This window comes from Enterococcus avium, assembly GCF_002891025.1.
GTDB classification, from domain to species: domain Bacteria; phylum Bacillota; class Bacilli; order Lactobacillales; family Enterococcaceae; genus Enterococcus_A; species Enterococcus_A avium.
Genome location: NZ_NBSL01000002.1, coordinates 429,176 through 452,190, shown reverse-complemented (window position 1 = coordinate 452,190; position 23,015 = coordinate 429,176). Strand labels below are relative to the sequence as shown.

The following is a 23,015-nucleotide window of genomic DNA, read 5'->3' as shown; positions in this document are numbered from 1 at the left end:
CCCCACAATCTACCACACTTTGTAAAAAACAAAAATAACACTTTTTTGACCTTTACTAACCATTGCGTTTTTTCAAGGGTTTTACGGATAATCAGGAGTTTTTTAAAAGTTTTTTTAGTTTATAATGCATTAATAACACTGACAATAATCAAAATAAAATAGACTAAAAATGATAATAAAAAGGTTAAGCGCCAAAACATTTTAAAGAAGCGACCATACATGATTTCGCGATAGCGATAGGCTTGGAAGACGACTACGCTAATACCCAATAATAGAATAGTTAATAAAAAATATGGTAAAATCGAAAACGTGCTAATACTTTTTGATATTTCGTGCATTCCGACAATCAAAAATGGTATCGTAATGTCTGGTGTTTTTAAATTGAAGCGTTGTTTTAATTTGAAAGTTGTCACGATATAATCAGACGCTAAAAAGACGATTATCGGGAAAATGTACCATAACAATAAAATTGGTGAAAATGATGCCAACAAATACAGTCCTTCCTCTTCAAACTACTACCCTCACTATACTGCATTATCGTTACATTCGTGTTTCAATTCATTTAAAATATAAAGGATTTAGCAAGTTTTAACAATTGAATTCGCAATATCGACGCGAAAAGATTTCTTAGTATTTTTTAAAAGTTTTTTTGGTTGATTGCGGAGTTTTGAAAAATGAAGTATGATGATTTTGAAGTTTTTTTGAGGGATGGTGACATCATGAATAACAAAAAATCCACGAGCACATTTTCTAAAGTTACTAAAGTTGTTATTTGGACTATGTTAATTTTAACAATTGGATCATTAGTTTTGAGTAGTCTGTTAAGTATTATGTAAGCAAATAGCCGGAGCATTTGCTCCGGCTATTTTTTTGCTAACTGTAATAGTTCCTTTGCATGTTTAACAGTTAAATCCGTAATTTCAGTTCCTGCTAACATACGGGCGATTTCTTCTGTACGGTCTTGCTCAGTTAGCTCCTCCACTTTAGTCAATGTTCGTCCATCTACTACTTCTTTGCGAATAAACAGCTGATGATCAGCTTTAGCAGCTACTTGAGGCAAATGGGTGATACAAAGCGCTTGAGAATTTTGTCCGATTTGATAAATCTTGTCTGCGATCGCCTGAGCCACTCTACCACTGACCCCCGTGTCTACTTCATCAAACACAATACTGGTCAACCCTTGTGTTTTTGAGAAAATCGTCTTCAACGCCAACATGACTCGTGAGATTTCTCCACCTGATGCCACTTTAACTAACGGCTTCAATGGTTCACCAGGATTCGTCGTAATAAAGAATTCTACTTCATCAATGCCTTCAGGACTAAATCCTGCTTCTTTAAAACGTACTTCAAAACGGGCATTCTCCATATAAAGATCCTTCAACTCAGTTTGAATAGCCGCTTCCAGTTTCTTCGCCATTTCCTGTCGAGCTGTTCGCAGCTTTTCCGCTAATTTTAGCAATTTACTTTCTTTAACTGCTAATTCCTTTTCTAGTTTTTCCAATTTATCTCCAGAAAAATCTGAATCTAGAAGCTCTTGGCTTATTCGCTCGTAATAGCTCAAAATGCTTTCTATCGAATCACCATATTTGCGTTTCAATTGATGAATCAATTCCAGTCGCTCATTAACCAAATCTAAACGTTCTTCATCAAGCTCTAACAGATCCAGCTGGCGACCAATTTCGCTAACAGCATCTTGCAAAAGATAGTATGCGCTATGCACATTATCAGAAATGTTTTCATAATCTTTATCTAGAGAGGCAATTGTTTGCAATTCTTGACTAGCTGACCCAATAGCGTCAAGGGAACTTGTCTCCTCATTCGTCATTGCTTGATAGCTATAGGAAAGACTGTCAACGATTTTTTGATAATTGGTGAGTTTGTCACGTTCTTCCATTAGCTTTTCTTCCTCGCCCAGAGTTAGTTCAGCGTTACCGATTTCTTCTTGCTGGAAGGTCAACATATCGATCCGTTGAACAAAGGACTGCTCGTTTTGCTTAAATTTCTTAACCTGTTTGGCTAAGGTAACATACTCTCGGTAAGCGATTTGGTAGGTCGTTTTAATTTCTTGAAATGCTGAATCACCAAAACTATCTAAAAGACGTAAATGGGATTCTGGATGCATCAGTTCTTGATGGTCATTTTGTCCTTGAATATCTACTAGAAATTGTCCGATTCTACGTAGATTTGCGAGAGTTACGATTCTGCCATTGACACGTGACACACTTTTTCCTGAACTATTCAAATCTCGCTGAACAATCAATCCAGCCTCATCAACCTCAATTCCAAGCTCTTCCATCAATTCTTGAAAGTCCGATTGTTTTGGTAAATCAAAAAGTCCTTCGACTAGACATTTATCACTGCCTTGGCGAATATATTCAATCGACGAGCGAGCTCCTGCCAGTAAGCTCACTGCATCAATTATGATCGATTTTCCGGCTCCAGTTTCACCTGTTAACGCAGTCATTCCATCAGTGAAGCTCAAATGTAACGAAGAAATGATCGCAAAATTTTTAATTGTCAATTCCTGTAACATTCTGCCTATTCCCCTTTTAATGAGTCATACTAATTATTTTGACTTTTTTCAGCGATGTCTTGCTTAATACGTCTAGCGTCCTCTTCTGTCCGTGCAATCATCAAAACGCCGTCATCATCATTCAAAGTCGTAAATAAAACTTTTGTGAATTGTTTTTCTAATAAATTTGCACACGCCGAAGCATTTCCAGGTAATGTTTTCACATTAACAAATTTCTCCATTTGATCGACGGATATCACCGCTTCTTTTAATAAATCAGCAAGTTTTTCGTTCACATCTTCTTGTTCTTTACGCGGCATGCTGTAGCGATAACCACCATTTTGTGCTGGTACTTTGATCAGTTTCATTTCCTTAATATCACGTGAGATTGTGGCCTGTGTTACCGTCACTCCTTGTTGTGCAAGGATCGCCACAAAATCTTCTTGTTTCTTTACATCATATTCACTTAGTAACTGTGTGATGATACGATGCCGTTCTTGTTTTCGCATTCCCTCTCCTCCAGACTACTTATCTAATTGCTGATGGGCCTCTGAGACAATATTTGTTAGATCAATTTTTGGATTTAAGCTACCTCTTTCGGGCACTTTTTTCAAATGGGCAAGGAATTCGATATTGCCCTCACCTCCAGTAATTGGAGAGAACGTTAATTCTTGCACATTAAAGCCGTGAGTCATTGCGAAATCGGTAATATCTTCTAATACCATCAAATGTGTTTTTGGATCTTTAATGATCCCTTTTTTTCCGACATATTCTTTTCCTGCCTCAAATTGAGGTTTAATTAGCGCCACGACATCGCCATCATCAGTCAAAATGTCATGAAGCGGAGGTAAAATTAATTTTAAGGAGATAAAGGAAACATCAATTGTCGCAAAATTGGGCTGTCCTTCTTCAAAGTCTGCTAATTTTGAATAACGGAAGTTTGTCCGTTCCATCACCACTACGCGTTCATCTTGTCGCAATTTCCAAGCCAACTGATTGTAGCCGACATCTAGTGCATAACTCAATGCGGCACCATTTTGTAATGCTACATCGGTGAAGCCGCCCGTTGAGGAACCAATGTCCAGCAGAATTTTCTGATTCATATCAACGTCAAAAGTCTTTAGTGCTTTTTCTAATTTTAGTCCGCCACGAGAAACATACGCTAAACTTTGACCTTTTATTTGTAGAATGGTTTCAATTGAAATTTTTTCGCCTGGTTTGTCCAAACGTTCATTTTTCTGGTCATAAACTAACCCAGCCATAACGCCACGTTTGGCCTTTTCTCTAGTTTCAAAAAGACCTTGATTAAAAGCCAACACATCGACACGTTCTTTTTTCATAGTTATTTCCTACTTCATTATATTTTTATTTTGTAAGTGCAAATAGCCCAAGTAACTCTTGGAAAATTCGTGGTTGAAAATCAGCGGCCTTTGCTAATTGCTGTACAACTATTTCTGCTTGCTTCAATTCATCTGTCAGTGCCTTTTTTGCACCTTCCAATCCAAGTAAAGCCGGATAAGTACTTTTATCTAATTTCTCATCTTGACCTACTTTTTTTCCTAGCTCCTTGGTAGTTCCGACAACATCTAACAGATCATCGCGAATTTGGAAGGCCAAACCGATGTGATTCCCAAGCTTTTCAAGCAGTTCAATCACATATTCGGTTTGATTGGCTAAAATGCCACCTGCAACGAAAGCATAAGTTAAAAGTGCTCCAGTCTTTCCACGATGGATCGCCTTTAACTCGTTTAGCGCTACGTGTTGTTTCTCGGCTGCCATGTCGCCTGCTTGACCAGCTACCATCCCGCCGCTTCCTGCAGCTTTTGCCAAAAGCTGGATCAACAAAACATTCTCTGTTGGACTCAAGGTAGTTTCACTAACCAGTTGAAAGGCACCGGTCAAAAGTCCATCACCAGCCAAAATCGCTAAGGCTTCACCAAAGACTTTATGATTGGTGGGTTTTCCACGTCTCAAATCATCATTATCCATCGCTGGCAAATCATCATGAATCAGTGAGTAAGTATGAATCATCTCTAATGCTCCGGCGGTTTGATAAACCGGGACTGTTAACTCTTTCTGAAATGCCTGAACAGTCGCTAACACAATCAGCGGCCGAATCCGTTTCCCGCCTGCTTTAACGGAATAAAGCATGCTCTTTTTCAACTCTTCATGTGCAGTGCTAGTAGTAATGAAGTCAACGATCTCTTTTTCAACCTTTGGTAGCTCTTCAGCAGAAAGCTGCTGCAACATTAGGCTTCCTCCTCACCTGTAAAAGGCACTTCTTCATCTTCACTCATCATTTTAGTCAGTGTTTTTTCTGCTTTTGTTAACGTATCTTGACATTGCTTACTCAAAACCATTCCTTTTTGAAACGCTTCTAGTGCTTCTTCTAAAGGTACATCGCCACGCTCTAACTGCGTAACAATGGTTTCTAATTGCGTAATTGATTCTTCAAAGGTTGTATTTTCCATTACTCTTCTCCTTTTTCAATTTTTAAAATCGCGGCTTTAACCGTACCATCAACAAAATGAACGGTCATCTCTTTTTCCTGCAAATCATTTACTGAACGAACGACTTGCTCATCTTGGGTCGTATAGGTGAATCCCCGACCCATTGTTTTCAATGGACTTAGTAAATCCAATGAAGTGATAGCCTGCTGCACTCGCCGTTGTTGTTTTTCCAAATAGCCTTGCATTTGCTGCTGCAAACGTTCCTGTAGATAGGTCATTTGCTGTTGAGCCTGTCTGACACGATTGATGGGATTAGCTTGGGCCAAACGATTACTATATTGCATTAGTTCTCGTTCTCGCTGATTCACCAAAACAGTCATGTTTTGTTGTAATTGTTGCGTTAAGCGATCCAGTTGTATACTTTGCGCTTCATATAAACGGTTAGGCTGTCTAAAAATATATGATTGCTGCAAACGTTCAAATCGTTCTTTTTTTCGTTGCAATTGATGCAAGAAGGCCTGTTCTAAACGTGCCTGCTTTTCTTTAATTCGCAGAATTTCCTCTGATAAAACGGGAACTGCTAATTCCGCCGCTGCCGTTGGCGTTGCTGCACGCACATCAGCAACTAAATCCGCAATCGTTGTGTCCGTCTCATGCCCTACAGAGGAAATAATTGGTATTGGCGAAGCTGCAATCGCCCGCGCCACACTTTCTTCATTGAAAGGCCACAAATCTTCAATAGAACCACCGCCACGACCGATGATCATCGTATCAAAATCCATTGCTTCGGCTTTTTTGATATTTTTAACAATATCAGCCGCCGCTTTGTCCCCTTGTACTAGAGTTGGGAAAAGAACCAACTGAGTAATTGGGTATCGGCGTTTGACAGTCGTAATGATATCGCGAATGACTGCACCACTTGGACTAGTGATCACCGCGATTCGTTTCGGATAACGCGGCAAAGTTTTCTTTGGCTGTGAGAACAATCCTTCTTTGTTTAATTTTTCTCGTAGTTCTGCTAAAGCTTGGTATAGTGCGCCAACACCATCAGGCTCCATGTGGTCAATATATATTTGATAATTACCGCTGGCTTCATACAATGCCACACGACCGACTACCAGCACTTTCATGCCTTCCTTTGGTGTGAATTTCAGTTTTTGAAAAGCTCCTTTGAACATGATTGCACTGATTTTGGAACGCTCATCTTTTAAACTGAAATATTGATGACTATTTGCCCGCATGCGAAAGTTGGAAATTTCTCCGGTCAAATAGACCCGCTCTAAATAGGGGTCTACGTCGAATTTTCGTTTGATGTATTTGTTTAATGCACTGACAGTTAAATACTCTTGTGCCATTTGAACACCTCTTTGCTATTCGTGATCTAATACTTGGCGTTCGCAGCATTCCACGGTTTGCTGCATCAGCATCGTAATGGTCATAGGACCGACACCGCCAGGGACAGGTGTAATGTAGCTAGCAATTGGCTCGACTTCATCAAATTTCACATCGCCAATCAGCTTTCCATCCTCATTTCGATTCATACCGACATCGATAACGACAGCTCCTGGTTTGATGAATTCTTTCGTTACAAAATGGCCTCTGCCAATTGCTACAACCAGAATATCTGCTTTACTAGCAACTTTGGCTAAGTCTTCTGTTTTAGAATGTGTCAGAGTCACTGTTGAATCTGCACCTAAAAGTAAGATTGCCATTGGTTTGCCCACGATGTTGCTGCGACCGATCACCACTGCTTGTTTACCGGCTAATGGGATATTGTATTCTTCAAACATTTTCATGATACCATACGGGGTGCAAGGAATTGTGTGAGGCATTCCAGCAAATAGACGTCCCATGTTCATTGGATGGAATCCGTCAACATCCTTTAACGGATTGATTGCCATCAAAACTTTCTCTTCATCAATGTGTTCTGGTAAGGGCAATTGAACCAAAATGCCATGGAATTCAGTTGATTGGTTAAAGTAGTTGATTTCTTTGATCAGCTCTGCTTCGGTGATGGTTTCTGGATATTTTTTGACTTCAGAATGTATACCGATTTTCTTTGCTGCACGTTCTTTGTTTCTAACATAGATTTGACTAGCGGGGTTTTCGCCGACTAATAACACGACTAACCCTGGATGGATACCCTTTGCTGCTAATGTTTCAACTTGCTGTGCTGTCTCCTGTTGAAGCTTTTCTGCCAATTCTTTACCATTAATAAGTTGTGCCACGTTCATTCCCCGCTTCTTTCTTTTCTATAGTTTAAATGAAGCTGGGAAAAATAGCTCTATTAGCTATTTGCCCCAGCTTCATCGATCTCTTTCATTACATTAGATAAGATTCCATTAACGAACTTTCTTGATTGATCATCGCTGAAAGTTTTGGCTAACTCGATGGCTTCATTTAGAACCACTCGGTTAGGTACTTGCGTGTTGTATAACATCTCATAAATACCTAGTCGCAAGATAATCAAATCCATTTTAGCAATTCGTTGAATCGACCAGTTAGAACGTAAATGCTTTTGAATAATTTTATCTAGTTCTGCTTGATGTTCAACGACTCCGCCAACTAATTCATCAAGATAGACTGGAACAAATGCGTCTTCATCTTCACTGACAATCTCTTGTTGGTCAATACTTAATGCATGGTTGATGGCGTCTTTTTTTGTTAATTCTTGATTAAAATCCAACGGAAACAGTGCCTGCAAGGCCTTTTCTCGAATCTCGTGACGTGATAATTCTTTACTCATTATTTTCCTCTTCATCATTGAATAGTTCTTCTAAAGTTGGTTGCTCTAGTTTTTCAGCTACAACGCCGACTACGTGGATATTTACTTCACTTAAGGCAACATCTGTCATAAATAAAACTTGCTGTTTCACGCGCTCTTGCATGGCCATAGCCACTTTAGGTACCGAAGTGCCATAGTCAAAATAAGAATAAATATCGACTTTCAATCCGTCTTCGTCATTTTTGAGATAAACACCTTTACCGTGAGCTGCTTTACCAAGTAATTCTGTCACATTGCTAGCTAATGAGCCGCGCATGCCGTAAACTCCGTCAACTTTAGAAGCCGCAATCCCGATAATTACTTCGATTACTTCTGGTGCAATGATAATTTCCCCAAGTTCCGGGCTCTCGCCTAAAACTAAATTCTTTTCATCTGCCATCTTACTCTCTCCTTACTCCTGCTAAATGTAATTATTTTTCTTACCAGAAAAATAAGTCTGATGTTCGTACCGTATATCATTCTGTTAAACTGTTCCATTTTGGCTTTATTTTTGAATGGCAAGTATGTTTTCCTGTTTTTTGATACTGCGAAAAACAGAACTGACACCCTTACTCCTGCTAAATGTAATTATTTTTCTTACCAGTATAACAGAATGATATTCGTGCCGTATATCATTCTGTTATACTGGTTTATTCTTTGCTCTATTTTTGAATGGCAAGTATGTTTTCCTGTTTTTTGGTTCTGCGAAAAACAGAACTGACACCCTTACTCTTTATTATGCATTATGCTCTGGAAGCGTAGCTGCCATCTTGTGTATTAATGATCAGTTTGTCTCCTTGATTTACGAAGAATGGTACATTGACGGTCAGGCCAGTTTCCATCACAGCAGGCTTTGAACCGCCTGATGAGGTATCCCCTTTGATATTTGGTTCTGTTTCTGCAACTTCCAATACTACGGTATTTGGCAGATCAACACCTAAAACTTCATTACCATACATAATGACGGTCAATTCCGTATTTTCTAATACATAAAGCATTTCTTCTGCTACTTGTTGTTTTGGCATTTCAATTTGTTCATAGCTTTGCATATCCATGAAGACATAGTTATCTCCGTCATCATAAAGATACTGCATTTTTTTATTATCAATTTGAGCTTTTGCTACTTTTTCACCAGCGCGGAAGGTTTTTTCTTGAACTGCTCCCGTACGTAGATTTTTAAGTTTCGAACGAACGAAGGCCGCACCTTTACCTGGCTTTACATGTTGAAAATCGACTACGCGCCAAATGCCGCCGTCCACCTCGATCGTTAAGCCAGTTTTAAAATCGTTTACTGAAATCATGATACTTCCTCCTAATTCAATCTCTGCAGATTTGGTTCTAGTTTATCATTTCTTGTTTACTTACGCTACCACTACTCAATAAGACTTATAAAATGATGAGCTCTTTTGGCGACCGCGTCAAAATTCGATTTCCTTCAGCTAAAATCACCAAGTCATCCTCAATTCGAACACCGCCTAACCCAGCTAAATAGATTCCTGGCTCATCAGTAATAATATTCCCCACATTCAACGGTGTATCATTTGAACGACTGATATTCGGACCCTCATGAATCTCCATACCGATCCCATGACCTGTAGAATGTCCAAAGGCTTCTCCATAACCAGCTTCAGTAATGAAATCACGAGCAACCCCATCTAACTGTGCTCCGGTCACACCAGCTTGTGCTACCTCAATGACTTTTAATTGTGCTTCCAAAACGATTTGATAAATCTCCTTCAATTGTTGACCAGGATCGCCAATCGCAAATGTCCGTGTAATATCTGAAACATAGCCTTGATAGACGCATCCAAAATCAAGCGTGATTAAATCTCCTTGTTCGATCATTTTTTCGCTGGCAATGCCATGTGGCAAAGCAGAACGAACACCGCTAGCCACAATCGTATCAAACGATGTGCCCGTTGCCCCAAGTGAACGCATGAAGAAATCCAACTGATTAGCAACTTCAATTTCAGTCATGCCCGGACGGATCATTTTCAAGACATGCTCGAAGCCTTCATCAGCAATAGCGCAGGCCTTTTCAATAATGGCAATCTCTCCATCATCTTTTTGTTCTCGCAGTTTCTCAATCATACCACTAGCTGGAGCCAGCTCCGCGTCAATCACTTCTTCAAAAATAGAATACTCTGCGTAAGTCATGGATGCATCCTCAAAGCCAAGCACATTGATGCCTTCACTTTCCATCAATTTGATAATCTCATCAACAATATTACCTTGCTGTTGGATAATCGTCATTCCTTGCACCTGTTCACTTGCTTGTTCAGTGTAACGAAAATCAGTAATAAAGAACGCTTTTTCTAATGTAATCAAAGCTAACCCAGCAGTTCCGGTAAAATTAGTCAGATAACGAAGATTCGCTGGACTTGTTACTAAGTACGCGTCAATGATCTCTTTTTTCATCAGTGCTCGTAATTTCTCAATCCGTTTTATCATTATTATCACCCATCATTCATTATAGCAAAGAGTTTCGAAAAGCTGAACGAACACGACTAGAAAAAGAAAAAGCAATGAATACACAAAAAAACAGAAGTCACACTCTCAACTTCTGTTTCTTTAATCATCGCCGTCCGGTAAAAAATGAAACAACCGCCACAACAACTACTGCACCTAAAATCGATGGTACTAATGCCATCCCAGCTAAATGTGGTCCCCAGTGTCCAAATATTGCTTGTCCAATATAAGAGCCCGCCAAACCTGCAATAATATTGAAAATGCATCCCATTTGTTTACCGCGTCCAGAAAGACTACCACCGATTGCGCCAATGATAGCACCAACAATTAATGTCCAAATCATCATTATCTCTCCTCATCTGTTCTATTCGAAATTATATAATCACTTAATAGTAGCTGATCCTTACTGTATATCTTACTAGCAAACTAACAAAAATTTTTCTCTAAGTATATCGGTCGATAGTTTTATTCATTTGATAAAGGGCTAATATAAATATCTGTTTCAGTGATTCAGATACTTATCTCAATTGTCAAGAGTTAAATAGCGCTTTTTCCAGAAAGTTTCTCAATTGTGAAACGCAAATAAAGGTTGGTATAAAAGCATTTTACTCTTTGTAAGCGGCTAAAACAGACTTTGAAAATGCTTTTCTTGACAATCCTGTGAATAACTTTTTATTGAATCAGATCTGACCGCAGCTTCACACTATTTTGCTCCCAATTTACTGCACCTAAGCGATAAGGAAAAGCACCTAGCAAGGAAAAGCTTCCAACTTCTGGTACGTTGATCTTATTCATACGAGCGCTCCCTTTAGCTAAATAGCCTGTTCCCATTTTCAGCATATCTTTTAAATTGAGATTGCTGCCGGAGTATTCTTTGACTGTCCCATAATTATTTGTAATGGAAGATAGCCGTGGGCGAACTGTTTTGCGTTTCATCAAGCGAATGATATCCTCTTGGCGTTCAAACACATCAATTCGACCATCCTGATCAATCTGATAACTAATGTACGCATCAATCTCATCGAGCGTCAGCCGATGATCTCCCTTCGTAAATTTCTGTCCATTTTTCAAAGCGATGAAATCTTTATAAATTGTTACTGCCATCTTACCATCTTCTTCAAGCCCGGCTTCCTTCACTCCTAATAAACTATCGGTCTTTTTTAAGATTAAATATTTTTTTACTTCTATAGAAAAGGCTACGGAAAAATAGCCTAGAAATTTTTCGATCGGTACTTGGGTATACAATTCTCCCAACGTCAGTTTTTGAATCTTTATTTCAGGTGAGACTCGTAAAAGGCTGTTCACACCGCTCGTTAAATCGTAAACAAAAAAACTGGAATATTCCCTATCCTCAAACACAAACAAAACTTTCATGACGATCTTCCTTTCTAAAACAAGTGTATAAAAGATCTAAAAGAAAATCATCCGTCGAAAGACTGAGGTTTAAATAGAAAAAACTTTCGATAAGTCGCTATCGAAAGTTTTTTCTATTAATCTAAATATTGTGTATCATTGATTTTCGCTACTGAATAGTTATTATCTTTATATTTCAAAGTCGTAACACTGCAATTATCGATAGCCTCACCTTGATATTCACCAGGAACCAACATTTCTAGTAGTGTTGGAATCATGCTGCCAGATGATACGATCAAGACATTCTTCGCCTTCTTCTTTTTCGCATCGGCAACTACTTTGTCCATAGCAGCTTGCCCTCTTTTAGTGATATCTTTATAACTTTCTGCGACTTTCAACGGATCGCTCTCAGCAATAGCATCTGCTACCCCTTCATCACCTAGTTTATTAACCAGCTTGTCATAATCTGTCCAATCCTCATCGAACTTCAAATCGTTCGCTTCAAAAATTGGTGTCCACATCTCAGCGTTCGTTTTTCCTTCAAAACCGCCGTAATTCCATTCTTTGAATCCATCGTGTTCTGAAAGCTTAGGCGTCTTCTTCTCGTTCTCAGCCAGGATTAATTTGGCAGTATTTCTTTGGCGTCCCAAATCACTGGAATAGGCTAAGTCAAACTTCGTATCTTTCAATCCCTTACCCACTTGTTTTGCTTGTGTAATTCCTTTATCTGTTAAAGGTGAATCGGCGAATCCTTGAACTTGTCCCGTTGTATTGAAAAAAGTTTTCCCATGACGAACCAGATAAATGGTCACTTCCGCTTTTTTCTCGGAATTTTTTTCTTTTGCTTGTACTGAAACACCACCCGTTAAACTAAGCCCTAATAAGAAAACAAACAATAATCCCCAAATTTTTTTCATTTTATAGATCCTCCCCGTTACTTTTAATGACTTTTTTATACCAATCAAAAGAATCTTTTTTCAGCCGTTGCAAACTCCCCTGACCTTCGTTGTCTAAATCAACATAAATAAAACCGTATCGTTTACTCATTTCACCAGTTGTCGCACTGACTAAATCAATTGGTCCCCAAGTCAAGTAACCCATGCATTCTACGAAGTCTTCTTCTACTGCCTGCTTCACTGCTTTAATGTGTTTTTCTAAATATTCGATACGATAGTCATCATGAACGGTTCCGTCTGCTAGTTGATCGATCGCCCCCAGCCCGTTTTCAGTAATCAGGATTGGCAACTCGTACTTTCGGTATAAATAGTTCATGACATAGCGAATACCTGTTGGATCAATTCCCCAGCCCCATTTAGATTGTTCTAGATATGGATTTTGAAGACCTCCGAATAAAGCTGACTCGCCCTCTACCGGACGGTTTGGTTCAGACAGACTAGACATGTAATAATTTAAGCCAATAAAATCAATCGTTCCTTTAGCAAAATCTTCAACATCTTCTGGTTGATTTCCTAAATCGAGTGCTAATGCTTGATATTGTTTCATTTTGTATTTAGGAAACTTACCATTACACATGGCATCGACTTGATAATAATCCCGATCATTGTCTAAAAAGGCCTTCAATACATTATCTGGGTGGCAGTCATAGGAATAGATTGGATTCAAGCCGAAGACACAGCCGATTTTATTTTCAGGATTGAGTTCTCGTCCAAGTCTAACTGCCTTCACTGCAGCTAATGTCATGTTATAGCCAATTTTGGCTAACTCTTCTACTGAGTTTTCCATTTCGCTGTATTTTAAACCCGCAATCAAATAAGTGAAAATATCCGATTGTTCGGACTGTGGGTCAATATGATTCATCTCATTGAAAGTCACCCAATATTTCACTTTGCCATCATATGCTCGCATGACCGTTTCACAATAATGTAGATAAAAATCAATTACCTGTCGATTTTTCCATGAGCCATACTCTCGAACTAAATGGATGGGTAATTCGAAATGATAAAGGGTCACGATTGGCTCGATCCCATTAGCGAGCAACTCATCAATTACCTTGTCATAAAAATCCAATCCCGCTTGATTTGGCTCCTGCTCATCTCCTTTAGGAAAAATTCGCGACCAATCAATCGAGATCCGTAGTACTGTGAACCCCATTTCTTTAAACAGTTTAATATCCTCTTGGTAATGATGATAAAAATCAATTCCTAGATGTGAAGGATAGTCCAACGTTGGATCGATTGTCTCCGTGATCACTCGTGGTTCTTTGTTTGATCCTTTCGTAACAAAGTCCATGATTGCTGGACCTTTTCCATCTTCTTGCCAAGCCCCTTCACATTGATGAGCGGCAATACTGCCGCCCCATAAAAAGTCATTTGTAAATGTCATTTGCTTCTCCTTTTTTACAAAATTACTGTTAGTAATTCATCATCTTGTTCATTACTGGTTGAAATCACATCAAGATAATCATTTGAATTTGTTACCACCACAATGATTACTGGATCAAAACCGGCTTCTTTTACTTTTTCAGCTTGATATTTCGCTAAAATGTCACCTTTTTTGACTTCCTGTCCTTTTTCTACGAAGCTTTCGAAATATTTACCTTTTAGATTTACTGTGTCAACACCAATATGGATCAATAACTCAACACCATTTTTCGTTTTAATGCCATACGCATGTTTGGTTGGAAATGCAACTGTCACAGTTCCTTCGACTGGTGAAATAATCGACTCCTCTGCTTGAGCTGGTATGATTCCAACACCCTTTCCTAACGCTCCAGAGGCAAATGCTTTATCACTAATTTCGCTTAATGGAACTACATCTCCTTCAGCAATTTTTCCAATACAAACTTGTTTCAATCCTTGGTTACTCTCTAATGCTTCAACAAATTCTTTTTCTTCAAGTTCTTCTTCGGATTCTTCTTTAGGAATGCCGATACCATACGCCACAGCTGTAGCACCAACAAAGCCAACCACGACACTAATAATCATCCAAATAAAGTTACTTGTTCCGCCTGCTAGATAAGTCGGTAATGAGGCTAATCCCCAAACAAATCCCATTGTTTTCACACCGGCTAACCCTGCAATCAATCCGCCTAATCCACCACCAATAATAACCGCTAAAAATGGTCGACGATATTTAACAAAAACCCCAAATACAGCTGGTTCAGTAATACCCATTAAAGCACTAAAACTGACCGTACCGAACATTTGGCGCTGATGACCTTTTTTTGCACGTAAGAAGTAGCCAAACATTGCACCACAAACTGCCACATCAGAAATTGTTGCCGCATGCATGATTATTGGATCGTAGCCAATTGTTCCCAAAAAGTTCAATACAATTGGATAAGTAAAATTGGCAGCTCCTAAAACAATCAAGAATGGTTGGAAGGCCGCATACAAGACAACTACAATCCAGTTGCCAATCGTATTCATTAACACATCAAAGAAGGCACTTACGCCATCACCGATCAATGTTCCAATCGGGCCAAAGACGACTAAAATAACTGGAAAGGTTAATACCAGTGATAATGCCGGAACTAAGAAATACTGCAACCCGCTTGGAATGATTTTCTTCAAGTATTTTGTCACGACACTCAAGAACCAAACACCCAACAAGATTGGAATAAAGGTATTCGCGTAACCGATCGTTGGTAGATGATAACCGAACAATTCCAAACCTTTTGCCCCATCAATATTGGTGGAAAGTAGTCCGACTGCTAATGCCATTGCTACATATTCATTCAATTTCATTCGTTTAGCTGCTGATGCTGCAATAAAGACTGGTAAGAAGTGGAAAACCCCGCCACGCAGCGTATCAAAAATCATGTATGTTGGACTGTCTTTAGAAACTAATCCTGTTAATGAAATGATTGCCATGATCCCTGCGATCATTCCGGCTGCAAGTAAAACTTCAATAATAGAAGTCATGGTTTCAGATATCATGACTAAGATTGATGAGGCGATTCCTCGAACTCCTTTGGCCTTTGGCTTTTCAATTTCCTCCCCGTCAGGCTTCAATCCCAGCATTAGCATGAACTCATTGTACACATCCGTAACATGTGTTCCGACGATAATTTGATAGGCAACCTCATTGGAGACGACATCAATCACACCATCCAAATTTTTGATTTCTTCAGTTTTTGCTAAACTGCGATCCTTTAATGTTAAACGCAGGCGGGTCACACAGTGAGCGACTGCTTTGATATTATCTTTACCGCCGACTAATTCGATCAGCTGTTTATTTAATTTTTCATAACTCATTTTTTGTCCTCCATTCTTTCTGTTACACGATTTATGTGAAGCATTAAATAGGTTTCTTCATTGATTGAAATCTCTAGATTAAATTGTGACTGTACATAGATTTTCATTTTCTGGACAGTTTTAAACGATTCTGGATACAATTGGCAAACTTGTTTATAAAGCTCCAAGGTTTCTGATCCATCATTGAATATTTCTCCGTTAACGATTCGCTGCACAAAGTATTGTAAATGAGTAGTGAAGCGCATATAATTCGTTGATTCGTCATCTAACGTCACATTAAAATGATGTTCCACAATCGATACTAGGTCACTTAACGCTCGCATCTCTAAAACATGGTCTTTTCGGCTATCGCGACTTTCTTCCATATTTACAAAGTGCAAACATAAAGACACGGCTTCATCTTCAGGAAGCTGCAAGCCCTTCTGTTCTTCAATCATTTTTAACGCCTTAAGTCCGACCTTAAAATGTTCTGGGTAAAAACGCTTTGTATCCCATATTAGCGGACTTTTGATAAACTGCTGTTTCTCTACACGTTTCAATAGGAACTCCAAGTGGTCAAGAAGAGCCAAACTCAAATAATCACTTGCCTTAATGTTTAATTGTTCCTCTCCATAGGAAATAATATTGCTGATCAAAAGAATATCGTTTGGATCTGAATGAGCCAATAAATAGCTGAAATGATCCAGCATATCAAAGGAATCAAGAATATACATTTTCTCAACTTCCTCTTCTGCGATCTGCTGTCCCTTTTTCTTTTTGAAACCAATTCCTTTTGCAACGACGAAGACCTCGTTTCCTCCTCGTTTCACTAATGCAACGTTATTATTTAAGATTTGGCTGATCTTCATACTTCCTCCTTTCCAGAAAAAAAACCCAAGAAAGTATACAGCGGGACCTTGGTCTCCAGCTATGCTTTCTTGAGTTCTGCCTGATCATCTTCAGTAACATACTCACAATCATGACTCCGGCGCCATGATCGGTCTTTTCTCTTAATTTTTTATAACTTCATTCTAAGTGATAAAAATATGAATGTCAACGCTTTCTCGAAATATTCATTTTTATATGTTTTCACCTTCGTTTTCCACTATCCTAAATCCCCTTGTTATTTAACTGTTTATGACACCCTATAATAAATAGGACTATTAGCAAAAATAGGAATCAATGGTACAATGAACACGGAGAAAACCAATGAATAAAAAATAACTAACCAAAAAATCCTTAACAGAAAGGATCACATTATGAATACTATCAGCTATGTTGTTTTGGCGATGCTTGTTCGTGCGCCATTGACTGGTTATGAATTGAAACGTTTTTTGAATCTTTTTTGGGAGGCTCATCATAGTCAAATTTATCCTACCTTAAAAGAATTGCGCAAACAGGAATTAATCGAAATTGTCGATATTCCCGATGGCAAACGTAAAATCTATGATATTACTCCGGCAGGAAAAGAAGTGGTAAAAAACTGGGTCTTCACTAAAAGCCACGCTCCCTCTCAAAAAGATGAATTCTTAGCAAAAGTATTCACCATTTCTGCATTAGACCGTGATACATCAAAATTCTTGATTATGGAACGAAAGCAATACTTCAATGAACAATTAAAAGAGTATTCGACAGTTTTAAACAGCTTGAGCGAGCTAACTAAAGAGGAACGCCGTAAAAATTTCGGTCGTGAATTGATTATTGAACGGAAGATTCGTCTATGCAAAGAGGAACTGTCTTGGTGTGAGTGGGCAGAAGAAAAAATCGACGCCTATTTTTCTGAATAAGTTTAAAGCAGATCTCTTGAGGTCTGTTTTTTTGGCAAAAATAATTGTAAATATATTTATGTAAATATTGACATAAAATCCTTTTGTGATTAAACTGTTGAATGGAAAGTGGTGACTTAATGGAAAATTTAAACGAAAACAATGACAGTATAGTTACGGAGAAAGAAAATGGTAAAGCAGCGTATGTCGTTGCCTTTGCCTGCATGATCGCCTTCATGGGGATCGGATTGGTTGATCCAATTTTGAATTCGATCGCCAAATCATTACAAGCAACGCCTGCGCAAACAACCTTATTATTTACCAGTTACATGATGGTGACCGGCATTGTGATGCTGTTTACTGGTTTTGTTTCCAGTCGGATTGGTACTAAGAAAACCTTGATGTTGGGTTTAGCTATTATTATTATATTTGCTTTGTTCGCCGGTTTGTCCAATACGATCGATGCATTGATTTATTTTCGTGCAGGCTGGGGTTTGGGAAACGCCTTATTCATTTCAACTGCCTTGTCTGCAATCGTCAGTGTGCTAATTAGGCAAACGGAAAAATCAATCATGCTGTATGAAGCGGCAATGGGACTTGGTATGTCGATTGGGCCTTTAGTTGGTGGTTCGCTAGGCTCGATTTCTTGGCGCTTGCCGTTTGCGGGTGTATCGGTTTTAATGCTGATTTCATTCTTATCAATCTTGATTATGTTTAAGGAATCCAAGGGAAAAAAAGAAAAAGTTGACTTTTTTGCTGGTGTCAACGCCTTAAAAAATCATAAGCTACGCTCTGTAGGCTTGATTGCCCTATTGTATAATTTCGGCTTTTTTACTTTGCTTGCCTATGCGCCCTTTTTAATGCCGAATTTTTCTGAAATGGAAATTGGTATGACCTTCTTTGGCTGGGGAATTTTATTGGCTATTTCTTCGATTTTTTTAGCCACTCGATTTGAACAAAAAATCGGAACATTCTATACCTTGATGATCGGGTTTATCGGTTTTGTTGTCTGCCTGCTGCTGATGGGAATCAATGCCGACCAACCCTCACTAGTGGCTGCTGCGTTGATTGTCGCTGGTTTTTTCCAAGGAATAATCAACACCTTGATGACAACGATTGCGATGGAAATTCCTGGGATCAAACGAAACATCGCTTCATCAACTTACAGCTTCGTCCGCTTTTTTGGCGGCTCACTCGCCCCTTTTGTCGCCGGTTTAATTGGTGCAAAATTCGGCAGTAATTATACCTTCTACTTTGCAAGTGCGATGGTTTTCATCGGTATCATCTTAGTGGTTGTTCATTCACGCTATTTTGAAACTAAAGAAGAAGAGAACCTGTAACTGAAATAAGCCCGTACCTTGTAAAATTACAACGTACGGGCTTTTCATCTACCATCAGACTAGCAAAAAAAAACGTCCAATAATTGATTTTATAACGATGCAACCAGCAATTACAAATAGCGCATTTTTTGGATCTTGGATAAATGGTATCTGCCAGTTAAATAACTGAACCACCGTAGTAAAAAGTGCCATGACACCAAAAATATACCCCATAATTGTTAAAGGATGTGCGGGCGCATTACTGATAAACTTGCCAATCGTCGGCATGACCATGCACATGGTAAATCCGATTAAACCTAACATAATCACCGCTGACCTTGGTCCGTCAATAAAAAACAGTTTCCTTCCACATAATCCTGCATAAACGATCATTCCTGTAACAACCCATTCCGCTACCAGTATCCCAATTCCCTTCATCATTGATCACTCCTCAGATAGATTTTATTAAATTGGGTGATGTGCTTTTCTAAAAAGGTCAATGCTTCTTCATACTTTTCGGGCTGATTATCGTATTTGGTTAACAGTAAATACAAAGGCGAATAAAATTGTAACGCCATGACTTCAGGATCAGCATCCAAATAGACTTTTTCTGCTATTAATTGAGAAAACACCTGTGTAATATACTTTAATCCATTGTTAATTACGAGTTCGCGAAAAAAACTGCTTATTTCAGAACTACGATACTGTTCGATTGTCAGCATTCTACGCAATTGTGAGCCATACTCTGTTTCTAAATAAAATTGAAACATTGTAAAACTCATCTGAATCAATTCTTCACGGACACCCTTTGCATTTAAGAGACCATCCAGTCTTTTTGAAGCGCCAATCTCGGCAGTTTCCTCTTGATAGCGCTGCTCAATGTCTAAAATGATTGCGTCAAAAATTGCTTGCTTTCCGCTGTAATGTCTATAGATTGCACTTTCTCGTATCCCAATTTCCTTTGCAATATCTCGAATCCCAACACCATCAAACCCTTTTTCAGAAAACTGTTTTAAGGCCACCTGTAAAATAAGCTTTTTAGTATCTCGCGCTGCTTTTCTTGGCATAGTCATCCCTCCGCAAATAAGTTAACAACTGTTCACTAAAATTATAGTGAACAGTTGTTAACTTGTCAAATGCACTTAAAAAAGATGTTGGGAAATTTGATTTGCTGGTTATTAACAGTGAAATTCTCATGGTTATCTTGAGAATGCATTCTAATATTACAGTGATTGCTGATGAAGCTGCGGCAAAGCTGATTAATTAAGTAATTCCACAGAAAAAGAGAGACGATCATGCCTCTCTTTTTTCTATCTTTATTAGTCTAATAAACTTGCTGCTTCACGATCTAAAATCACCGTTAGATTCGGATGCAAGCGCAAAACTGACGCGGGAACATCTTCTGTAATTGGTCCTTCCAACGCCTGTTTGATAATTGCGGCCTTCTTCTCGCCATTAGCGATCAGAACCAATTCTTTTGCTGCTAAAACCGTTTGAGCGCCAAATGTCACCATTTCTTCTCCTGGTTCATGGGGACTTGATTCATCAATCAGCTTATATAGCTCATCATCCTGCTCGATTGGTACCCGATAAACACCGAAATCAAAGGAGGTGAAATCTGGCAGATTGCCACAGAAGTGACCGTCTCCACCGATGCCCATCAAAACCAAATCCAAGCCGCCATCTTCAGCGATTTGTCGATCGTAGTCCTGATAATTTTGGACATCTAACACTTCAATATTTTCTTCTTCAATTCCTAACGGCTCGAATAATTCCTTCGTTAAGGCCTGCATCGTCATTCCGTATTCTTGACCCTTTAAGGTAATTTCATCAAAATTGTAAAAATGCGCCAAGCTTTGATCAAAAGACACCTGCTTCAATCGTTCAGCTAAGATTTCATACGCACGCTTAGGTGAAGAGCCCGCAGTCAGCGCCAGATTCACGCGGCGACTTTCCGCCCACTTCATCAAAACGATGTCCGCCGTGATTTGACTTAATGTTTCATAATCCTCTGTTACTAATAATTTCATTTCAACACCTGCCCTTTTCTTTTAATGATAGCATATCTTTTTGAAAGGGGTTCCGTTTTTTATTAACTAGGAATCTTTTCCTTGGCCGGCATCTGTAAAATACAATTTTGCGGACAGATTTCGACACATTCACCGCAGTCAATGCACATATCTGGATCAATTACCGCAACATTATTTTCCATCTTAATGGCTTTTTGCGGACATGTCTTCACACACCGATTACAGGTGATACAGCCCACATCACAGTTTTTTCGCACACCACCGCCTTTATCCTGATTGGAGCAAGCGACCAATGCGGTATTTTCTGCGGGTAGCATCTTGATCAGATTTTTCGGACAGGCCGTGATACATTTTAAACAACCGACACACTTATCCGGATCAACCTTTGCTACTCCATCGACGATGTGCAGCGCATCATAGTCGCAAACAGCAGCACAATCGCCAAAGCCCATACAGCCAAAACGGCAATCTTGCGGACCGCCAAAAATTTGGTTGGCGCCGTAGCAGGTCTCCGTTCCGGCATAAGCCATTTTTTTATTTGTAAACTCACAGGTGCCATTACAGCGAACAAAGGCAGCAACCTTCTGAACATCCCCAACTTCAAGGCCTAATATCTCTGCCAAGGCTTGTTGAGTAGATGGGCCACCTGGTGTACAGTTGGTGGCTCCTGCTTCTCCTTTAGCCATCGCTTTAGCATAACCATCGCAGCCGGAAAAGCCACAAGCCCCACAGTTGATTCCCGGAAGCGCTTCTCGCAAGGCTTCTTCCTTTTCATCCACCGGTTTATGGAAGATGATGGTTGCCAGGGAAAGAATGACTCCTGCGATTAATCCCATCCCGCTAACAATGCCGATGGGTATCATGATTTCTGTCATTATTTCCACCTCCTACTGGAATAATCCTTCTGCCAAACCGGCAAATCCAAGAAACGACAACGATACGATAGCGGCGGCAATCAATGTGATTGGCAGACCTTTAAGCGACTCGGGAATATCATTTCCTTCCAAGCGGCCGCGTACCCCGGCAAAAATTACCATTGCGACTAAAAAACCGATTCCTGCGGCAAATGAATTCACCATTGATTGCACGAAGGAATAATTTTTCGAAAAATTCAGGATTGTTACACCAAGCACTGCACAGTTCGTAGTGATTAAGGGTAAATAAATCCCTAACGCGTTATAAAGCGGAGTCATATACCGTTTCATCACCACTTCTACTAGCTGCACAAGTGCGGCGATCGTTAAGATAAAGACAATCGTCTGTAGGTAATCCAGCCCCATCGGTACTAATACCGAAGCGTACAGCGGATAGGTTACTAAGGTCGCTAATACCATAACAAAGGTAACCGCGAGAGACATGCCGACAGCCGTGTCCAATTTCTTCGATACTCCCAAAAATGGACAAATTCCTAGAAACTGTGACAAGACAAAATTATCCGTTAAAATACCGGCAACTAAAATCGTTACAAAAATCTGCATCACTGATCACCCGCCTTTTCATCACAAACCGTGGTACAGGCTTCAGCGACCGGACAAGCACTACAATCGATTTCTTTCGTCTTGCGATCACTCAGTTTATTCGCCAACATCACCAGCATACCGAAGACGAAGAACCCGCCTGGCGGCAGCAGCATGATCGTCATTGGTGGAATCACACCTGCCGTAATCGAAAACCCTAATAAGGTTCCGCTGCCAAGCAGCTCGCGAATACCGCCCATACATATCAACGCCATTGTAAAGCCGACACCCATTCCTAATCCATCTAAAGCGGAATGAAGCACTGTATTATTTTTGGCATAAGCCTCTGCACGCCCTAGAATAATACAGTTCACTACGATTAAGGGTAGATAAATCCCTAAAGTAGCATCTAAGGCAGGGGCCAACGCCTTCACCACTAATTGAACAACTGTTACAAAGCCCGCGATGATGGTGATAAAGGCTGGAATTCTGACACGATCAGGAATCACCTTTCGCAATAGGGAAATTACGACATTCGAGCCTAAAAGAACGACCGTTGCCGCTATTCCCATTCCTAAACCATTCATTGCAGAGGTCGTCACCGCTAACGTCGGACAGGTCCCTAACATCAGACGCAGGACAGGATTTTCTTTGATCAACCCTCTGCTGAAAATAGTGGCTGCTTTTTCTTTTTCCATT

27 protein-coding genes are annotated in these 23,015 nt (G+C 39.5%); 3 read left to right on the top strand and 24 right to left on the bottom strand.

The genetic code is table 11. The features are described 5' to 3' along the window. Positions 1-119 precede the first annotated feature (119 nt). On the bottom strand, positions 120-491 hold the full coding sequence (locus tag AUF14_RS02335) for a DUF3397 domain-containing protein (protein ID WP_016180545.1): 372 nt from the start codon (positions 489-491) through the stop codon (positions 120-122). A gap of 228 nt (positions 492-719) precedes the next feature. Here AUF14_RS02335 and AUF14_RS02330 point away from each other — a divergent pair, with 228 nt between their 5' ends. Then, complete coding sequence (locus tag AUF14_RS02330; RefSeq protein WP_010745911.1) at positions 720-836, top strand: DUF4044 domain-containing protein; 117 nt, start codon at positions 720-722, stop codon at positions 834-836. Positions 837-862: 26 nt separating this feature from the next. Here AUF14_RS02330 and recN read toward each other — a convergent pair whose 3' ends face one another. The 17 genes from recN to AUF14_RS02240 all read right to left on the bottom strand — a co-directional run bounded on the left by recN (position 863) and on the right by AUF14_RS02240 (position 16,613). Further along, positions 863-2,533: a DNA repair protein RecN gene (recN, locus tag AUF14_RS02325; RefSeq protein ID WP_016180543.1), complete on the bottom strand. Its 1,671-nt coding sequence runs from the start codon at positions 2,531-2,533 to the stop codon at positions 863-865. Positions 2,534-2,562: 29 nt separating this feature from the next. Beyond that, positions 2,563-3,021, bottom strand: coding sequence for an arginine repressor (locus AUF14_RS02320; RefSeq protein WP_016180542.1), 459 nt, complete (start codon positions 3,019-3,021; stop codon positions 2,563-2,565). Positions 3,022-3,036: 15 nt separating this feature from the next. Further along, entirely contained in the window at positions 3,037-3,852 is an 816-nt protein-coding gene (locus AUF14_RS02315; protein ID WP_016180541.1) for a TlyA family RNA methyltransferase, read from the bottom strand. Positions 3,853-3,877: 25 nt separating this feature from the next. Next, on the bottom strand, positions 3,878-4,762 hold the full coding sequence (locus AUF14_RS02310; RefSeq protein WP_016180540.1) for a polyprenyl synthetase family protein: 885 nt from the start codon (positions 4,760-4,762) through the stop codon (positions 3,878-3,880). Then, positions 4,762-4,983: an exodeoxyribonuclease VII small subunit gene (locus AUF14_RS02305; RefSeq protein ID WP_016180539.1), complete on the bottom strand. Its 222-nt coding sequence runs from the start codon at positions 4,981-4,983 to the stop codon at positions 4,762-4,764. Before AUF14_RS02305 ends, AUF14_RS02310 begins: the two co-directional genes overlap by 1 nt. Beyond that, the gene (gene xseA / locus AUF14_RS02300; RefSeq protein ID WP_016180538.1) at positions 4,983-6,317 is read right to left on the bottom strand and encodes an exodeoxyribonuclease VII large subunit; all 1,335 of its coding nucleotides are present in this window, start codon (positions 6,315-6,317) and stop codon (positions 4,983-4,985) included. The genes AUF14_RS02305 and xseA overlap by 1 nt, the downstream gene beginning before the upstream one ends. Positions 6,318-6,332: 15 nt before the next feature. Then, a complete protein-coding gene (locus tag AUF14_RS02295; protein WP_034876381.1) occupies positions 6,333-7,190 on the bottom strand; it encodes a bifunctional methylenetetrahydrofolate dehydrogenase/methenyltetrahydrofolate cyclohydrolase in 858 nt (285 codons plus the stop codon). Between the two features lie 59 nt (positions 7,191-7,249). Next, entirely contained in the window at positions 7,250-7,708 is a 459-nt protein-coding gene (gene nusB / locus AUF14_RS02290) for a transcription antitermination factor NusB (RefSeq protein WP_016180536.1), read from the bottom strand. Beyond that, complete coding sequence (locus AUF14_RS02285) at positions 7,701-8,126, bottom strand: Asp23/Gls24 family envelope stress response protein (RefSeq protein WP_016180535.1); 426 nt, start codon at positions 8,124-8,126, stop codon at positions 7,701-7,703. The genes nusB and AUF14_RS02285 overlap by 8 nt, the downstream gene beginning before the upstream one ends. Before the next feature lie 343 nt (positions 8,127-8,469). After that, positions 8,470-9,027 (bottom strand): elongation factor P, encoded by a 558-nt coding sequence (gene efp, locus AUF14_RS02275; protein ID WP_016180534.1) that lies wholly within the window; start codon positions 9,025-9,027, stop codon positions 8,470-8,472. Positions 9,028-9,112: 85 nt separating this feature from the next. Continuing rightward, the gene (locus tag AUF14_RS02270) at positions 9,113-10,177 is read right to left on the bottom strand and encodes a M24 family metallopeptidase (protein ID WP_034876221.1); all 1,065 of its coding nucleotides are present in this window, start codon (positions 10,175-10,177) and stop codon (positions 9,113-9,115) included. 124 nt (positions 10,178-10,301) lie between these two features. Beyond that, complete coding sequence (locus AUF14_RS02265; protein WP_034876217.1) at positions 10,302-10,538, bottom strand: GlsB/YeaQ/YmgE family stress response membrane protein; 237 nt, start codon at positions 10,536-10,538, stop codon at positions 10,302-10,304. A 329-nt stretch (positions 10,539-10,867) separates the two neighbouring features. Beyond that, entirely contained in the window at positions 10,868-11,569 is a 702-nt protein-coding gene (locus AUF14_RS02260) for a hypothetical protein (RefSeq protein ID WP_016180531.1), read from the bottom strand. Positions 11,570-11,685: 116 nt separating this feature from the next. After that, complete coding sequence (locus tag AUF14_RS02255) at positions 11,686-12,465, bottom strand: histidine phosphatase family protein (protein WP_016180530.1); 780 nt, start codon at positions 12,463-12,465, stop codon at positions 11,686-11,688. A 1-nt stretch (position 12,466) separates the two neighbouring features. Beyond that, the gene (locus AUF14_RS02250; protein WP_016180529.1) at positions 12,467-13,891 is read right to left on the bottom strand and encodes a family 1 glycosylhydrolase; all 1,425 of its coding nucleotides are present in this window, start codon (positions 13,889-13,891) and stop codon (positions 12,467-12,469) included. 14 nt (positions 13,892-13,905) lie between these two features. Continuing rightward, complete coding sequence (locus tag AUF14_RS02245) at positions 13,906-15,765, bottom strand: beta-glucoside-specific PTS transporter subunit IIABC (RefSeq protein WP_016180528.1); 1,860 nt, start codon at positions 15,763-15,765, stop codon at positions 13,906-13,908. Beyond that, positions 15,762-16,613, bottom strand: coding sequence for a PRD domain-containing protein (locus AUF14_RS02240; protein ID WP_016180527.1), 852 nt, complete (start codon positions 16,611-16,613; stop codon positions 15,762-15,764). Before AUF14_RS02240 ends, AUF14_RS02245 begins: the two co-directional genes overlap by 4 nt. A gap of 390 nt (positions 16,614-17,003) precedes the next feature. Here AUF14_RS02240 and AUF14_RS02235 point away from each other — a divergent pair, with 390 nt between their 5' ends. Then, the gene (locus tag AUF14_RS02235; RefSeq protein ID WP_016180526.1) at positions 17,004-17,531 is read left to right on the top strand and encodes a PadR family transcriptional regulator; all 528 of its coding nucleotides are present in this window, start codon (positions 17,004-17,006) and stop codon (positions 17,529-17,531) included. A gap of 101 nt (positions 17,532-17,632) precedes the next feature. Next, complete coding sequence (locus AUF14_RS02230; RefSeq protein ID WP_082158223.1) at positions 17,633-18,850, top strand: MFS transporter; 1,218 nt, start codon at positions 17,633-17,635, stop codon at positions 18,848-18,850. Positions 18,851-18,904: 54 nt separating this feature from the next. Here the strand turns inward: AUF14_RS02230 and AUF14_RS02225 are convergent, their stop codons facing one another. The 6 genes from AUF14_RS02225 to rsxE all read right to left on the bottom strand — a co-directional run bounded on the left by AUF14_RS02225 (position 18,905) and on the right by rsxE (position 23,014). Next, positions 18,905-19,270, bottom strand: a complete 366-nt coding sequence (locus AUF14_RS02225) for a hypothetical protein (protein WP_016180524.1) — start codon at positions 19,268-19,270, stop codon at positions 18,905-18,907. Then, positions 19,267-19,896, bottom strand: a complete 630-nt coding sequence (locus AUF14_RS02220; protein ID WP_016180523.1) for a TetR/AcrR family transcriptional regulator — start codon at positions 19,894-19,896, stop codon at positions 19,267-19,269. Before AUF14_RS02220 ends, AUF14_RS02225 begins: the two co-directional genes overlap by 4 nt. Positions 19,897-20,148: 252 nt before the next feature. Beyond that, positions 20,149-20,859 (bottom strand): glucosamine-6-phosphate deaminase, encoded by a 711-nt coding sequence (locus tag AUF14_RS02215; RefSeq protein WP_016180522.1) that lies wholly within the window; start codon positions 20,857-20,859, stop codon positions 20,149-20,151. A 62-nt stretch (positions 20,860-20,921) separates the two neighbouring features. Next, positions 20,922-21,734: an RnfABCDGE type electron transport complex subunit B gene (locus AUF14_RS02210; RefSeq protein WP_016180521.1), complete on the bottom strand. Its 813-nt coding sequence runs from the start codon at positions 21,732-21,734 to the stop codon at positions 20,922-20,924. Between the two features lie 12 nt (positions 21,735-21,746). Further along, positions 21,747-22,337 carry an electron transport complex protein RnfA gene (locus tag AUF14_RS02205; RefSeq protein WP_016180520.1) on the bottom strand — a complete coding sequence of 197 codons (591 nt, stop codon included), beginning with the start codon at positions 22,335-22,337 and terminating at the stop codon, positions 21,747-21,749. Further along, a complete protein-coding gene (gene rsxE / locus AUF14_RS02200; RefSeq protein ID WP_016180519.1) occupies positions 22,337-23,014 on the bottom strand; it encodes an electron transport complex subunit RsxE in 678 nt (225 codons plus the stop codon). The genes AUF14_RS02205 and rsxE overlap by 1 nt, the downstream gene beginning before the upstream one ends. Between the last annotated feature and the right edge of the window lies 1 nt (position 23,015).

What these genes read in the sequence shown, in the direction of transcription:
- AUF14_RS02330 (WP_010745911.1), top strand. Translation starts at nt 720, where the DNA reads ATGAATAACAAAAAATCCACGAGCACATTTTCTAAAGTTACTAAAGTT.
- recN (WP_016180543.1), bottom strand. Translation starts at nt 2,533, where the DNA reads ATGTTACAGGAATTGACAATTAAAAATTTTGCGATCATTTCTTCGTTA.
- AUF14_RS02320 (WP_016180542.1), bottom strand. Translation starts at nt 3,021, where the DNA reads ATGCGAAAACAAGAACGGCATCGTATCATCACACAGTTACTAAGTGAA.
- AUF14_RS02315 (WP_016180541.1), bottom strand. Translation starts at nt 3,852, where the DNA reads ATGAAAAAAGAACGTGTCGATGTGTTGGCTTTTAATCAAGGTCTTTTT.
- AUF14_RS02310 (WP_016180540.1), bottom strand. Translation starts at nt 4,762, where the DNA reads ATGTTGCAGCAGCTTTCTGCTGAAGAGCTACCAAAGGTTGAAAAAGAG.
- AUF14_RS02305 (WP_016180539.1), bottom strand. Translation starts at nt 4,983, where the DNA reads ATGGAAAATACAACCTTTGAAGAATCAATTACGCAATTAGAAACCATT.
- xseA (WP_016180538.1), bottom strand. Translation starts at nt 6,317, where the DNA reads ATGGCACAAGAGTATTTAACTGTCAGTGCATTAAACAAATACATCAAA.
- nusB (WP_016180536.1), bottom strand. Translation starts at nt 7,708, where the DNA reads ATGAGTAAAGAATTATCACGTCACGAGATTCGAGAAAAGGCCTTGCAG.
- AUF14_RS02285 (WP_016180535.1), bottom strand. Translation starts at nt 8,126, where the DNA reads ATGGCAGATGAAAAGAATTTAGTTTTAGGCGAGAGCCCGGAACTTGGG.
- efp (WP_016180534.1), bottom strand. Translation starts at nt 9,027, where the DNA reads ATGATTTCAGTAAACGATTTTAAAACTGGCTTAACGATCGAGGTGGAC.
- AUF14_RS02270 (WP_034876221.1), bottom strand. Translation starts at nt 10,177, where the DNA reads ATGATAAAACGGATTGAGAAATTACGAGCACTGATGAAAAAAGAGATC.
- AUF14_RS02265 (WP_034876217.1), bottom strand. Translation starts at nt 10,538, where the DNA reads ATGATTTGGACATTAATTGTTGGTGCTATCATTGGCGCAATCGGTGGT.
- AUF14_RS02260 (WP_016180531.1), bottom strand. Translation starts at nt 11,569, where the DNA reads ATGAAAGTTTTGTTTGTGTTTGAGGATAGGGAATATTCCAGTTTTTTT.
- AUF14_RS02255 (WP_016180530.1), bottom strand. Translation starts at nt 12,465, where the DNA reads ATGAAAAAAATTTGGGGATTATTGTTTGTTTTCTTATTAGGGCTTAGT.
- AUF14_RS02250 (WP_016180529.1), bottom strand. Translation starts at nt 13,891, where the DNA reads ATGACATTTACAAATGACTTTTTATGGGGCGGCAGTATTGCCGCTCAT.
- AUF14_RS02245 (WP_016180528.1), bottom strand. Translation starts at nt 15,765, where the DNA reads ATGAGTTATGAAAAATTAAATAAACAGCTGATCGAATTAGTCGGCGGT.
- AUF14_RS02240 (WP_016180527.1), bottom strand. Translation starts at nt 16,613, where the DNA reads ATGAAGATCAGCCAAATCTTAAATAATAACGTTGCATTAGTGAAACGA.
- AUF14_RS02235 (WP_016180526.1), top strand. Translation starts at nt 17,004, where the DNA reads ATGAATACTATCAGCTATGTTGTTTTGGCGATGCTTGTTCGTGCGCCA.
- AUF14_RS02230 (WP_082158223.1), top strand. Translation starts at nt 17,633, where the DNA reads ATGGAAAGTGGTGACTTAATGGAAAATTTAAACGAAAACAATGACAGT.
- AUF14_RS02225 (WP_016180524.1), bottom strand. Translation starts at nt 19,270, where the DNA reads ATGATGAAGGGAATTGGGATACTGGTAGCGGAATGGGTTGTTACAGGA.
- AUF14_RS02220 (WP_016180523.1), bottom strand. Translation starts at nt 19,896, where the DNA reads ATGCCAAGAAAAGCAGCGCGAGATACTAAAAAGCTTATTTTACAGGTG.
- AUF14_RS02215 (WP_016180522.1), bottom strand. Translation starts at nt 20,859, where the DNA reads ATGAAATTATTAGTAACAGAGGATTATGAAACATTAAGTCAAATCACG.
- AUF14_RS02210 (WP_016180521.1), bottom strand. Translation starts at nt 21,734, where the DNA reads ATGACAGAAATCATGATACCCATCGGCATTGTTAGCGGGATGGGATTA.
- AUF14_RS02205 (WP_016180520.1), bottom strand. Translation starts at nt 22,337, where the DNA reads ATGCAGATTTTTGTAACGATTTTAGTTGCCGGTATTTTAACGGATAAT.
- rsxE (WP_016180519.1), bottom strand. Translation starts at nt 23,014, where the DNA reads ATGGAAAAAGAAAAAGCAGCCACTATTTTCAGCAGAGGGTTGATCAAA.